9 protein-coding genes are annotated in these 13,703 nt (G+C 42.0%); 6 read left to right on the top strand and 3 right to left on the bottom strand.

Features of this window, described 5'->3' with window-relative positions:
* Positions 1–54: 54 nt before the first annotated feature.
* The 3 genes from QZZ43_RS00735 to QZZ43_RS00725 are packed head-to-tail and all read right to left on the bottom strand — an operon-like array spanning position 55 to position 6,314.
* Positions 55–1,515, bottom strand: a complete 1,461-nt coding sequence (locus tag QZZ43_RS00735) for a PKD domain-containing protein (protein WP_291855007.1) — start codon at positions 1,513–1,515, stop codon at positions 55–57.
* Between the two features lie 56 nt (positions 1,516–1,571).
* Entirely contained in the window at positions 1,572–3,125 is a 1,554-nt protein-coding gene (locus QZZ43_RS00730) for a RagB/SusD family nutrient uptake outer membrane protein (protein ID WP_291855004.1), read from the bottom strand.
* A gap of 21 nt (positions 3,126–3,146) precedes the next feature.
* Positions 3,147–6,314 (bottom strand): TonB-dependent receptor, encoded by a 3,168-nt coding sequence (locus tag QZZ43_RS00725; RefSeq protein WP_291855001.1) that lies wholly within the window; start codon positions 6,312–6,314, stop codon positions 3,147–3,149.
* A gap of 375 nt (positions 6,315–6,689) precedes the next feature.
* On the opposite strand from QZZ43_RS00725, the gene QZZ43_RS00720 reads away from it, so the two are divergent.
* From QZZ43_RS00720 to QZZ43_RS00695, 6 genes are all read left to right on the top strand, one after another.
* On the top strand, positions 6,690–7,715 hold the full coding sequence (locus tag QZZ43_RS00720; RefSeq protein WP_291854999.1) for a TIGR00341 family protein: 1,026 nt from the start codon (positions 6,690–6,692) through the stop codon (positions 7,713–7,715).
* A 386-nt stretch (positions 7,716–8,101) separates the two neighbouring features.
* Positions 8,102–8,944: a mechanosensitive ion channel domain-containing protein gene (locus QZZ43_RS00715; RefSeq protein ID WP_291854996.1), complete on the top strand. Its 843-nt coding sequence runs from the start codon at positions 8,102–8,104 to the stop codon at positions 8,942–8,944.
* A gap of 211 nt (positions 8,945–9,155) precedes the next feature.
* Positions 9,156–10,040: a DUF3078 domain-containing protein gene (locus QZZ43_RS00710; RefSeq protein WP_291854993.1), complete on the top strand. Its 885-nt coding sequence runs from the start codon at positions 9,156–9,158 to the stop codon at positions 10,038–10,040.
* Positions 10,041–10,217: 177 nt separating this feature from the next.
* Entirely contained in the window at positions 10,218–11,249 is a 1,032-nt protein-coding gene (locus QZZ43_RS00705) for an agmatine deiminase family protein (RefSeq protein WP_291854990.1), read from the top strand.
* A gap of 70 nt (positions 11,250–11,319) precedes the next feature.
* Positions 11,320–12,207 carry a carbon-nitrogen hydrolase gene (locus QZZ43_RS00700; RefSeq protein ID WP_291854988.1) on the top strand — a complete coding sequence of 296 codons (888 nt, stop codon included), beginning with the start codon at positions 11,320–11,322 and terminating at the stop codon, positions 12,205–12,207.
* Positions 12,208–12,304: 97 nt separating this feature from the next.
* Positions 12,305–13,573, top strand: coding sequence for an SGNH/GDSL hydrolase family protein (locus tag QZZ43_RS00695; protein ID WP_291854984.1), 1,269 nt, complete (start codon positions 12,305–12,307; stop codon positions 13,571–13,573).
* Positions 13,574–13,703: the final 130 nt, after the last annotated feature.

Raw genomic sequence — 13,703 nt, 5'->3', positions numbered from 1 at the left:
CCCCCACACTCCCCTACTAGGTTTTATTATTGTGTAAGAAACTATAGAACCTTCTTATTCATGAAACTCAAAATCATCGAAGAAGAAGATTCCTCCACCATCGTGTCCTTCAGTACCAAACTGGATGACAATCTTATTGTAATCCTCACGTTCCGCAACGCTACTGAAATCAAAAGTCAGCTCAATCCATTTTCCGGTTTCGAGTCCTGTTTCCAATATTTCAGTTTGAGTCTCCCAGGCACTTCCACCCAAATCATTGTTTTGAAGTTTTACTGCGATAGAAGCCTGCAACTGATTATTGGCAATCCACTCTCCTGCAACGTTATTTTCAGTGGTATAATCGTTGTAAGAAGGAATAAAAACCTGCAATGAGATCTTATTCTGAGTAGAGAGATCAAATTTGTAATCTCCAGCCACATAAGAAATATTAGAATAAAACTCACCGGCTTTCTTCTCGTAAAGATACACATAGTCTGAGGTGTTTCCATTAAAAGGAGCAGGATTCTGATAGTGTGCATTGGTGCGGTCACCCATAGCTTCAGTTGCAAAGACTACCGATGAGATTTCACTTTCAAAATCTTCGCTCAGAGGATTAGCCTCAAGAGGCAATTCAGGTTCTTCTGGCTCCACATTCAACTCTTCAGGAATTAATCGAAAATACCATGCATTACCTGGCTCAACAACACTCTGAGCTCTCAAATACATTACATTTTCTGAAATGGACAAAATCTTGTATTGAGATCCTCCTGTGTAAAAACCAATGAATGCTCCGTCACTTAAAATAAGTGTTGAATCGGACGTAACCAAACTGAAGTTATAACTTTCATTCGGAGCATACTCAACGTCAAAGTCACCGTCAGGAGTGGCTGAGGCATTGGTATAACCTTTTGATGCCAGAGCATCAACACCGGGTTGGTTGGTATAAATAAAACCATTGTTTTCCCAAATCAGTTCTACCCCTACCTGTTTAAAAGTAAACTTCTGAGTGTAAAGTGAAGTTTCGTCTTTATCCATAGGAGCAGCTTCCCACCAGCTGGCAGAAAATTGATCTGCGGGGCCGATGCCGAAATGTCCAGCATGATACTGGTCAAACACCCATGTTTTTCCTTCAGCATTGTCGGCACCACCTGTAAGTGCTGTATAAAGAGGATTTTGAAGCAATGACAAATCGTCTTCAGCAACTTCGATTGTTTTAGTCGTGGTAGTAAAACCACCATCAGTCACTAATGTCATGGTAACATCATACGAACCGGCAAAGGGATACTCACTGCTAGCCGATTGTCCTTTACCAGTTGCTCCGTTACCAAATTCCCAGGTAGCAATACCAGGACGGTCAGAACTATTGGTAAACGTTATCACATTTGGTTGATCAGCCTTTGGACTGACCGAGAAACTCAATTGCTCTGACTGGGGCACAGCTCCCAGATCATAGTCATCAAACTCCTGTGGTTCGCAGGATGTTACCAACAGAGGCACCATCAATGCTAATAATCCAAATTTAAATATGTTTTTCATTACAATAATTTTAATTCGTTAAATCTGATATTCATTAATACATTCAGAAACAATATCTAATAAGGATTTTGCTCCAACGGATATTCTGTTCCCAAAGTACGATTAATCTCAGATTGGGGAATAGGAAGATACTTCTCAGAAGGCTCCCAGGTTCTTTCCGAAGAATACTCAGGTAGATTATCATTAAGCACCTGTGTATCGCCCCAGCGAACAACATCCCAAAAGCGCATTCCTTCACCAACGAATTCACGACGACGCTCCAGCTTGATATTTTCAGCATTGGCAGGGATTGATCCCATATTTGCCCTTATGCGAATTTGGTCAAGACACCACTGAGCGGTTAATCCGTCTGTTGCCGGCACCCCATGAATTCCCATCAATTCTGCAGCATTAAGCAGTGTTTCAGCATAACGGAAAATCCTAAGGTTATTCTCATAATTCAAATCAACATCTCCCGGAGGTTCATTGTAATCTACCCTAGCTGCATATTTAGCCATAAAATAACCGGTATTCTGAAAACGGGCAGTATAACTTCCTTCCTCAAACTCATTAATGGAAGCAGCCAAACGCTCATCTCCATCTTCATATATTTCTACAACATCAGGACGAACGGGACCAAATCCCCAGCCTCCTTTATAGACATCCTTTCCACTAAGTAAATCTTCAGATTCTTCAGGAAGAGCATTGGGTGAAATAAAGGCAGGAAGGTTGGTACCGTAACCGTGCCAGCCACTGTCCCATGTTTTGCCATCATACTCTCCATCAAGATGCACAACTTCAAAAATAGATTCAGAATTAAACTCACCTTCAGTTGGCCAGATTTCTGCAAAATCATTCACCAGTTCAAAGGCACCGCTATTAATAATAGTAGCCATATCAGCAAGCACTTCAGCATATTTACTTTCATCTTTCTGATACATCACAACACGAGCTTTTAGCATCATGGCAGCAGCCTTGGTAACATGTCCATAGTCGGAAGAGTTGGCATCTTGTCCAGAATAAGTCATTGGAAGCTTATCGTCTGCAATGGCAAAATTAACGTCCTCAATGATCTGGGCATATATCTCGTCAGCAGTATATTGAGGCGCCAGATAAGGTTCAGGAAGTTCCTCTTCAAAATATGGGATATTACCCCAAAACTTCCAAAGCCAATGTACATAATAAGCACGCAAGAAGTGAGCTTCTGCATTAAGCCGATCCAAGGTAGCGGGATCAACATCTACTGCATTTTCGCAGGCTGAAATAGCATTATTTGAACGGCTCAGTCCATTATAATAGATGGTCCATAATCCACCGGGTAACTCGTCAGGAGAAGCATCAAACTGCGACAATCTATACAATTGCCCCTGGTCACCTGCATCGCCACCACCTTTAAAAATGTCGTCGGAACGCAGATCAGACATCAAGACAATACTATTGTAGTTGTTATCAGCATAACTGTCGAACAACAATAATTGATAAGCGGCAGCCACGTTTGATCTGATGGCTCCTTCTGTAGCTGGTCCGCCAGCCTCCTGGGAGGCTGTTGGGTCTGCAGTCAGGAAATCATCACTACAAGAAGTGATTCCTATAAGTGCAGCAAAAGCTATTGTTTTAATATATTTTATCATAATTAATTCAGATTTTAGGGATTAAAAAGTAATGTTTGCACCAACAGAGATCGTACGTGCCTGAGGATAGATACCACGGTCAATACCAATAGTAGTATAATCTCCCGAAGCGATCTCAGGGTCAAACCCGTCATAACCTGTAATTGTCAACAAATTTTCGGCTGAAACAAACACACGCAAACGCTGAATGGCAGCACTTTGAAGAATGCTTTTTGGCAGCGAATAACCCAGCTGAATGTTTTTAAGACGTACGAAAGAACCATCCTTAATATATAGTTCAGATGAGCGCCAGTTGGAATTGGGATTTTCGTTTGTTACACGGGGAATCCAATTTGAAGTTCCTTCACCAACCCAACGGTCAAGAATCCAGCTTGGACGGTTCATTGCAGGAATATCACCTCTTTGAGAAAAGTCAAAAATATCATTTCCATAAGAGCCCTGAAAAAACATGCTAACATCGAAATTTCTCCACTCTGCACCAATATTCAGACCAAAAGTCCAATCGGGCATACCTTTTCCAATTTTAGTTTTATCCGCTTCAGTTATTTTTCCGTCTGGAATCGTATTGCCATTTTCATCTGTAGCCCCTGCAATATCCCTAAACATAACATCGCCGGGTTGAGCACTCTCTCCGTAGGCTTGATTGTATGCCTGCGCTTCAGCTTCATTCTGAGCAATCCCGTCCACTTCAAAACCATAGAAATAGGGGAATAAATCACCGTTTTGGGCTTTAACAAAGCTTCCCAGACCACCGGCACCAGCACTTTGCAGAATCTCTTCTCCAGACTCATTACCAAGGTCTATCAATTCGTTTTTCAAATATGAAGCATTGAGAGAAACGTTATATTTAAACTCGCTAATGTTTCCTTTATATGAAGTTTCAATTTCGAAACCACTATTCTCCATATCACCTGCGTTGGCAATAGGAGCTTCTTTTCCAACATATCCGGGAATGGGTTGATCTTTTAGCATTCCATTGGTTTGCTTCTTGAAATAGTCAAATCCCAACGTAAAGGCGCTGTTAAAAAATCGAGCATCAAAACCAATATCAATCTGTTCAGATTCCTCCCATTTTATTTGAGGATTAGGAATCCGGGCTGGACTGGTACCATAATGCATATTCAAGGCTTCTCCTTCACCAAAATAGTAATTTTGTCCGCCATTCATTAAACTGGTATAGGCAAAGTTACCAATACTTTGGTTTCCATTCATACCCCAGCTGGCACGAAGCTTCAAATAATTGAACCAATCGGGACGTGAATCCAAAAATCCTTCGTTTGTTACATTCCAACCAACAGAAACAGATGGGAAAATTGCCCATTTATTTTCAGGCCCAAAGTGTGAAGAACCATCACGACGAACTGTCGCTTGTAGCATATACTTCTCAGCGAAGTTATAATCAATACGTCCGAAATATGAGGCCAGTGATTCAAAAGTAAATCCGTCAGTACCTCCGGCTACACGTTCCAAATCACGGTCAGCAATAGCATAATCAATGACAGCCTTATCGGGATCGTTTTCCAGCAAATCGTAGTCATCACCGTAAAGGTGACGCACTGTATATTTTTGTGCCGACTGCCCAAGAAGAACTGTAAAGTTGTGCACATCATTAAAACTTTTTGTATAAGTCAGTGTATTTTCCAACTGCCAGGTAAAGCCCCGGTGCATATTGGAATAAACGTGACTTTGGCTCAAATCTTTACCTTGAGTAGCAAGAAAATGTTCAAATTCATAGCCATCTCCGCCCCAAAAAGCAAGGTCAACACCGTAGCTTGATTTAAATTTCAAACCTTCGACCACATCCAGTTCAGCCCAAAATGAAGAGACAAACTTATCTTCATTATTATCGCTTCCCGTGGGAGCATTTAACATGGCAACTGGGTTAGCAATTTCCTGAAAACCAGAAGGAGGAATTGAAAATACGTTTCCCTGATCATCTTTTACTGCAGTAGGATGATCAGCCAAAACCTGGTCAGGATCTTCTGCATATACAGGCACAAGAGGATTGAAAGCCAATGCACTACCCAAAACAGACCCATACTCAGAGTTGGTTTCGATACCCTTTGACAGAACTCTTGAATAACCAGCATTAACGCCGACTTTTAAATTATTAAGAAAAAAACGGTCTGCGTTAAAAACGTTGTAGGTATTATTGGTACGAATACTGTAACGCTCATAATTTGAACGATCGTAGTTACCACCTACAATACCTTCCTGGTTAAAATAGCCAAATGATACAAAATAGCTCGCCTGATCATTTCCTCCGCTAATGCTTACCTGGTGGCTCTGAACCGGGGCATCGTAATTGAAGGTTTCATCCTGCCAGTCAGTACCAGAAATATCATTAAACGCAGAAACCTCTTCCTGTGTATACCTTGGGGAATTTCCATCATTCAACAATGACTCATTCATAATCACCATATACTCCTGTGCATCCAAAACAGATTTTTTCTTCCATGGATTTTGCCACCCGTACGAAACATCATAACTGATGGTTGCATCACCCCTTTTACCGGATTTAGTAGTCACCAGAATTACACCGTTGGCTGCACGGGCACCATAAACTGCAGCAGAAGCAGCATCCTTAAGCACCTCTACCGATTCAATATCTGCAGGGTTCAGATAACTGATACCTCCACCTACAGCCATACCGTCCACAATATAAAGCGGCTCACTGTTGTTAATAGTCCCAATACCACGAATACGTACCTTGGAGTCAGAACCAGGTTGACCAGAACTCTGGGTGATCTGTACACCTGAAACCTTACCCTTAAGAACATCCTCTATACGAGAGGGTTTTGAAGATTCCAGATCCTCAGCACTAACACTACTGATAGCAGCAGTAACCACACTCTTTTTTTGAACGCCATAACCCACAACAACTACCTCGTCAAGGTCGGTGATAACCTCCTCCATGGATACATTAATTGTTGATTGGTCGGCGACCACTTCAACAGTTTCCATACCAATAAAAGAAAAGACCAATGTTGATCCTTCCGTAGTTGTCAAGGAATAATTTCCATCCACATCGGTAATGGTACCGTTTGTGGTTCCTTTTTGTACGACGCTAACTCCCGGGATCGGGCCGCCATCTTCTGCAGACGTCACCTTACCTGTAACGGTAACATCCTGTGCGAACAACAGGGTTGTCCACATCAATAAAAACAAAATTCCTAATGTTTTTCTCATAACAAAACTGATTTGTGAATTTTAGTAAAACATGATGCAAACGTAAGCCCAAGTGTTAACCAAACCTAATTTTTCAACTCATAAAAAACTCATCTTTATACATTTTTTAACTCATCAAAAACTCATCAAAAATTTTCTATATTCCTGACTTACTTGTTTTTAAATATTACACTATCTTTTCATCATTTTAAAACACACAACTCATTTTTTGAAGAATTATATTTTTTGTGAACTCTAAATAATTGTTAAACGGAGTCCAAACTTTTTTCCTCAATAATGAAATATTTGTACCCATCGACCATCAATTTTTCCTATTTGTGCCATATACTATATTGAAAAATCAAACTAAATTCCTTAGTATTGAAAAAAAACACCATGGCACTCAGGCTATTGCAGGTAGTGATTCCTTCAAACAGGAAAGAGGAACTATACAGCGTCATTAGGGGTGAATCAAGAATAGAGAGCTGGGATCAGGTGATCGACGAAAATCGGTACAAGCTCTCCATTTTACTGGAAGTTGACGATAGTGAACACCTCATAACCAAATTGGAACATCATTTTTCGAACACCGGGACATTCCGGATTGTGCTTTATCCGGTTGAAGCCACCATTCCACGTCCCGACGATCCGGATGTAGAGAGAGAACGTGGAACAGCAAAAGAGCAGGCGAATAAGGAGGGAAAAGGACGCATCAGCCGGGAAGAACTTTATCACGACCTGGTAGATTCCACAAGACTATCCTGGGTATTTGCGGTGCTGATGCTGGCTTCAACTGTAGTAGCTGCAACCGGCATATTGCGCAACAGTGAGGCCATCATCATCGGTTCCATGGTTATAGCCCCACTCCTGGGTCCCAACGTAGCTCTTTCTCTGGCTACTACACTGGCCGATTTTCATCTGGCAAAAAATGCCTTACGGGTTACCATTACCGGAATTGGAATTTCATTGGTTTTTGCCATATTTATCGGGCTGATTTTGGAGATAGATCCCACCGCCCATCAAATTGCCAGCCGAACCGAACCCAACCTGGGCGACATTGGCCTTTCGCTGGCTTCAGGCATTGCCGGCGCACTAGCCTTTACCACGGGGGTTGCTTCAGCATTGGTAGGTGTTATGGTAGCCGTCGCATTACTCCCTCCTTTAGTCGTTATGGGAATGCTCCTTGGAGCAGGACAATGGCAACTGGCAGCAGGAGCTTTGTTTTTATTGTTCATAAATATTATTTGTATAAACCTATCAGGTGTTCTTACTTTTGTAATACAGGGCATTAAACCCTCTCACTGGGGAAAAGAAGGAAAGGCCAGAAACACCACCCGGGTAGCAATTTCAGTATGGGTTTTTTTGTTACTCATTCTTACCGTATCGCTATATTATAGTCATATTAACTTCGATTTTTTATAGAATCGAGAAACTATCTGAACATAATCCCAACAAAAACCTTAATTGATATTGAATTTGAAAACTAAAAGGGGTAATTTTACAGGGGTAGAAATACAATGGTGTGAAAACAGAGACCTAATCACAAATACAAGATTGGGTTAAACCACATAATCCAATTAAACTTGATGCTTTATAAACCGGGAATTAATAACAATGACCAATAATCCGTAAAGAAAAAGCCTAAACGCAAAAACTCAAAGGCGCAAAACTTTTATTACCATACAGTTGAAAGACACCCCTGACCAACTCCAAATGACTTTTAATCAAATACTTGCAATAGTTAAATAAAGTATTGAATGACTTTACTTTTAATAAAATAACAATTATCACTAAACTCAAAAAAAAACATGGAAAAATTTAAAGAGTGGTTCAGTAATCCTGAACAAATCCTGGAGTTGCTAATTAAATATGGCGGCCAATTATTGCTTGCCATCATTACCCTGATCATTGGCCTTTGGATTATAGGGAAAATAGTAAAAGGCATGCGAAAAATGTTCGAAGCACGTAAGTTTGATGCCAGCTTACAATCATTTCTTATCAGCCTGACAGGGATTGTATTAAAACTCATGTTGGTAATCAGCGTTGTCACCATGCTTGGCGTAGAGATGACCTCTTTCATTGCAATTCTGGCAGCTGCGGGTCTGGCAATAGGAATGGCGCTCAGCGGAACGCTTCAAAACTTTGCAGGAGGAGTTATGATCCTCATTTTCAAACCCTTTAAAATTGGCGATTACATTACTTCTGAAGGTCATTCGGGAACTGTTAAAGAAATCCAGATTTTCCATACCATATTGAATACGCCTGATAAAAAAACCATTATTTTGCCCAACGGCCCGGTATCCAACAATAGTACCGTAAACTACTCCACCGAGCCGCTTCGCCGGGTTGACTTTACTTTTGGCATTGGTTACAATGACGATATTGACAAAGCCAAACAAGTGATTATGGGAGTTATTGAAAAAGATGAGCGTATTCTTAAAGACCCAGCTCCCTTTGTAGGTGTCATTAATTTGGGCGACAGTTCAGTCGATTTGGTTACACGTGTTTGGGCCAATGCCGGAGATTACTGGGATATTTTCTTTGATATGCAGGAGACCGTGAAGAAAGAATTTGACCGTCAGGGAATATCCATTCCATTCCCACAAACCGATGTACACTTATATCAACCAAAGCAGCAGTCTGAATCTTAACCATATATATGTGACCGATTCACAATTCGGGATTGTTTTCCCGGTTGTTTGAGATTCGCTATGACAAGGTTTACTGAATTATTTTGAGGAGAGGTTGTTTTTCGGCACTGCGGAAAAACAGCCTCTTCCAACAACTCAGGCAAAAACAAGTCATACCGTATCATCGATTAGGTTTTATTTCGAACGATTGTAAATACAAAAAATAGTTTTCATGAATATTAGATCCAAAATTCTAATCATCTTAATGTTTTTCCCGGCCATGGTCTTTGCTCAGGAAGAGGCAGATACCGTAAAACACTGGACAGCCGGAGGAAACAGTGCATTCAATTTTTCGCAGGTATCGCTGAGTAACTGGGCCGGCGGTGGAAAAAATTCCGTTTCCGGAACATTCCTTTTCAACGCGTTTTTGAATTTCAAAAAAGACAAACGTGCCTGGGAAAATACATTGGACATAGGTTATGGCCTCACTCAGCAAGGTGATGAAAACCTGGTAAAAACCGAAGACCGCATCCAAATAGTATCAAAATACGGAATTCAGGCTTCGGAAAGGTGGTATTATACTGCTCTGGCTGATTTTAAAACCCAAATGGACCTGGGCTATAAAGATCCACCGGAGAATACCATCATGACCTCAAAGTTTATGTCGCCGGCATACCTTCTGCTTTCCCTGGGTATGGATTACAAACCCAACCAAAACTTTTCAATGTACCTCTCCCCGCTTACCAGTAAAATGACCATTGTTAACGATGATCAGTTATCAAATCAGGGAGCTTATGGGGTGGACCCAGGCGAGAATCTAAGGTCTGAATTTGGTGCTTCGGTAAAGAGTATCTACAAAAAGGAAAATCTACTGCAAAACGTAGATTTCAATACCAGACTGGACCTTTTCTCCAACTGGACAAACCATCCCGAGAGAATTGATGTGGAATGGGAAACTAAATTCGACTTTAGAGTAAATAGTTTTCTTTCGGCCCATTTGGGCACTACCCTGCTTTACGACCACGACATTAATTTTGTGGACGCAGAAGGTGTGGAACACGGGCCACGCATACAATTCAAGCAATTGTTTGGATTCGGAATTAATTACAAATTTTAATAAACGGTAAATTCGACTGAAAAATTATATTTTTAAAGATTGGAAGATAGAAGTTGGAGGTTCGGAAGCAAACCAATCTTAAAAATATTTTTTTGCAGTCAGTAGTGATATTTTTTTTGCATTTTTGAAGTCCGGTGAAATGATGATTCACCGGACTTTCTTTTGAGACATAACAATATGACAAACAGACAATTCCCTGCAGAATGGGCCAACCAGGATGGAGTATTATTAGCCTGGCCACACATCAATACCGATTGGGCAGATATGCTTGATGAGGCACAATCCTGCTTCATTCAAATCATAAACGCCATTGCAGCTTTCGAAAAGGTAATTGTTCTGATTCCTGAAAATGAAACGCTTCCTCAAGAACAATTCGGTAATAAAAAGCAAATCCACTTCGTCGAATATTTGACCAATGATACCTGGGCCCGGGATTTTGGACCACTCTTTGTGAAACAGAACAATGCATTAATTGGACTTGATTATAAATTCAACGGATGGGGGCTGAAATTTTCTGCTGACAGGGACAACCTCATTACCACCAGGCTTTTTGAAAAAGGTATATTTAATTCTGAAGTAGCCCGGGAAAACCATCTCAGTTTTGTTCTGGAGGGAGGAAGCATCGAATCGGATGGAGAAGGAACCCTTCTTACAACTACAGAATGTCTGATGTCCCCAAACCGGAACGGATCAATGTCGAAAGAGAATATCGAAACCGAATTAAAACGCTCATTTGGAGCAAAAAGGGTTCTTTGGCTGGATTACGGATATCTTTCGGGTGATGATACTGACAGCCATGTGGACACATTGGCCCGTTTTTGCAATGCTGACACAATTGCTTATGTTAAGTGTGCTAATGCCAAAGATGAACACTTCCCTGCTTTGAAAAAAATGGAAGAACAACTCCGGAGTTTTAAAACCTCAGAAAAAAATCGGTACAACCTCGTTCCATTGCCGATGGCAGATGCAATTTATGATGGCGAGCACCGCCTTCCTGCCACTTATGCCAATTTCTTAATTCTAAACAAGGCAGTTCTGGTTCCGTTTTACAACAGTTCCAAAGATGAGGAGGCAATTAACATATTGGCAAAAGCTTTCCCGGAAAGGCAAATTATTGGTATCGATTGCCGTCCGCTAATTAAACAAAACGGTTCGCTGCATTGTGTGACCATGCAACTGCCGGAAGGGACGCTAAGCTTAGGGTTGTGAGTTTAGGGTTGAGGAGTTGACAAATAGTTCACCTCATAATAAAACAAACAATAACAACAAAAAATTCGACATGGTTACCACAGGACTCATACAACAAAGCAATACCGGCAATAATCAGAAAAATACTTTACGGCTGGAAGAGAACATCCGTAAAGTGGCCGCTAAAGGAGCACAGCTCATTGTTTTACAGGAACTTCACAACAGTCTCTATTTTTGCCAAACCGAAGAGACCGACCTTTTCGACCTGGCTGAATCGATTCCCGGCCCCAGCACCGAACGCTTTGGACAGTTGGCCAAAGAGTTGGGTGTGGTCATTGTAACCTCCCTTTTTGAGAAACGTACTGCAGGACTTTATCACAACACTGCGGTTGTACTGGAAAAAGACGGAAGTATAGCCGGGAAGTACCGAAAAATGCATATTCCAGACGACCCGGCCTATTACGAAAAGTTCTATTTCACTCCGGGAGATATGGGTTTTGAACCTATCAATACCAGTGTGGGACGTCTTGGGGTACTGGTTTGCTGGGACCAGTGGTATCCGGAAGCTGCTCGCCTGATGGCCATGCGAGGTGCCGACATACTCATTTACCCAACAGCCATTGGTTGGGAATCAACGGATACTCCGGAGGAACAGACGCGTCAAAAAGATGCCTGGAACATCTCGCAGCGAGGCCATGCCGTTGCCAACGGACTTCCGGTAGTATCTGTCAACAGGGTGGGACATGAACCCGACCCATCCAACGCAACGGGAGGCATCCTGTTTTGGGGTAACAGTTTTGCAGCCGGACCACAAGGCGAAACATTAATTCAAGCTCCCTCCGATGAAGAGGCCAACCTGGTGGTGAATATAGACCTTAAACGCTCAGAAGAGGTTCGTCGCATCTGGCCATTCTTCCGTGACAGGCGAATTGATGCCTACAAAGGACTCACAAAACGTTTTCTGGACGAAGAAAACTAAAATTTCCACCATTTTAAGATTTTTGAAGTGTTCCGGCCCCTAAATTTTTCTCAATTTTATAACTTGAACTTTTTTTATAACATCAATCCACTTTATTATGAGTTTTGAGAAAAATAATAGCCCAAAAGCAACATGGAATCACACAACAATCCGCAAAACCTTTTCAATTTACAGTCTGACGAGTCTGTTGTTTATTGCCATTCTTGCCGGAGGATGCACCACGGAAGATTCCGCCGAAAAATGGGTTGGTTCCTGGGTGACTGCACCACAACTCGTTGAACCTCACAACATGCCGCCCGAACCGGGCCTCACCAATAATACCATACGCCAAATTGTAAGAGTATCTATCGGAGGTGACGAACTAAGAATGAAATTCTCCAACAAATTCAGCACCAGACCGGTAACCATGAAGTCGGTTCAAATTGCCGTCTCTGAAGGAGGCAGTACTATTGACCCGGAAACCACTAAAATTCTGAAATTTAACAACGAGGATGAAATAACCATGAATGCGGGTGAGGCAGTAGTTTCAGATCCTATCGAATTTGCGCTGCGGCCGCGGATGGATCTTGCCATCACCATACACTTTGGTGAAACGTCACCTGATGTGACCGGTCATCCCGGCTCACGAACCACCTCTTACATTCTTTCAGGCAACCATCTGTCTGATCCCTCATTCGAAGAAGCAATAAAAACCGACCATTGGTACGTCATCAATAACATAGAAGTGAAAGCGCCCGAAAATGCTGGAGCCATTGCCATTTTGGGCAATTCTATCACCGATGGCCGTGGTTCTGGAACCAACAAACAAAACCGATGGCCGGATATTCTCTCCGAAAGATTGTTGAAGAATCCTGAAACCGCTCAGGTTGCAGTGCTTAATCAGGGTATTGGCGGCAACTGTGTGTTGAGTCAGTGCCTGGGACCAGCAGCCATCGATCGGTTCGAAAGAGACGTAATCAGTCAAAGTGGTGTGAAATGGCTCATCATACTGGAAGGAATCAACGACCTTGGGCAAACACCCGACAGTGCTGCTGCTGCCAAAGTCGCTGAAAACCTTATTGCCGCCTATGACCAGATGATTGAGCGGGCCCATGAAAACGGGATTTTGGTCTATGGGGCAACCATCCTTCCCTTCGACAAATCATTCTACCATGAAGATTATCGTCAGCCAGCCAGAAATACCGTCAACGACTGGATTCGCAACAGTGGTCGATTCGATGCAGTGATTGATTTCGACAAAACTATGCGCAACCCTGAAGACACCCTTACAATAAAGTCTGACCTTCATGACGGAGACTTCCTTCACCCTAATGAGGAAGGATATGTAAAGATGGGAGAATCGATTGACTTGGAGCTATTTCGATAGATTGTATTAATTGCGTTACCATTATTTTTCTTGTCCACGAATGACACGGTTTTCAGACAGTAGGCCCGGGGAAAAATTGTGACATTCGTGGACAACAAGAAAAACAGAGGAAGCCATTCTTCTTTTTCAT

The organism is Marinilabilia sp. (genome assembly GCF_016278715.1).
Lineage (GTDB): Bacteria > Bacteroidota > Bacteroidia > Bacteroidales > Marinilabiliaceae > Marinilabilia.
This window is presented reverse-complemented; position numbering and strand designations above follow the sequence as displayed.

What these genes read in the sequence shown, in the direction of transcription:
- QZZ43_RS00720 (WP_291854999.1), top strand. Translation starts at nt 6,690, where the DNA reads ATGGCACTCAGGCTATTGCAGGTAGTGATTCCTTCAAACAGGAAAGAG.
- QZZ43_RS00735 (WP_291855007.1), bottom strand. Translation starts at nt 1,515, where the DNA reads ATGAAAAACATATTTAAATTTGGATTATTAGCATTGATGGTGCCTCTG.
- QZZ43_RS00700 (WP_291854988.1), top strand. Translation starts at nt 11,320, where the DNA reads ATGGTTACCACAGGACTCATACAACAAAGCAATACCGGCAATAATCAG.
- QZZ43_RS00695 (WP_291854984.1), top strand. Translation starts at nt 12,305, where the DNA reads ATGAGTTTTGAGAAAAATAATAGCCCAAAAGCAACATGGAATCACACA.
- QZZ43_RS00705 (WP_291854990.1), top strand. Translation starts at nt 10,218, where the DNA reads ATGACAAACAGACAATTCCCTGCAGAATGGGCCAACCAGGATGGAGTA.
- QZZ43_RS00710 (WP_291854993.1), top strand. Translation starts at nt 9,156, where the DNA reads ATGAATATTAGATCCAAAATTCTAATCATCTTAATGTTTTTCCCGGCC.
- QZZ43_RS00725 (WP_291855001.1), bottom strand. Translation starts at nt 6,314, where the DNA reads ATGAGAAAAACATTAGGAATTTTGTTTTTATTGATGTGGACAACCCTG.
- QZZ43_RS00730 (WP_291855004.1), bottom strand. Translation starts at nt 3,125, where the DNA reads ATGATAAAATATATTAAAACAATAGCTTTTGCTGCACTTATAGGAATC.
- QZZ43_RS00715 (WP_291854996.1), top strand. Translation starts at nt 8,102, where the DNA reads ATGGAAAAATTTAAAGAGTGGTTCAGTAATCCTGAACAAATCCTGGAG.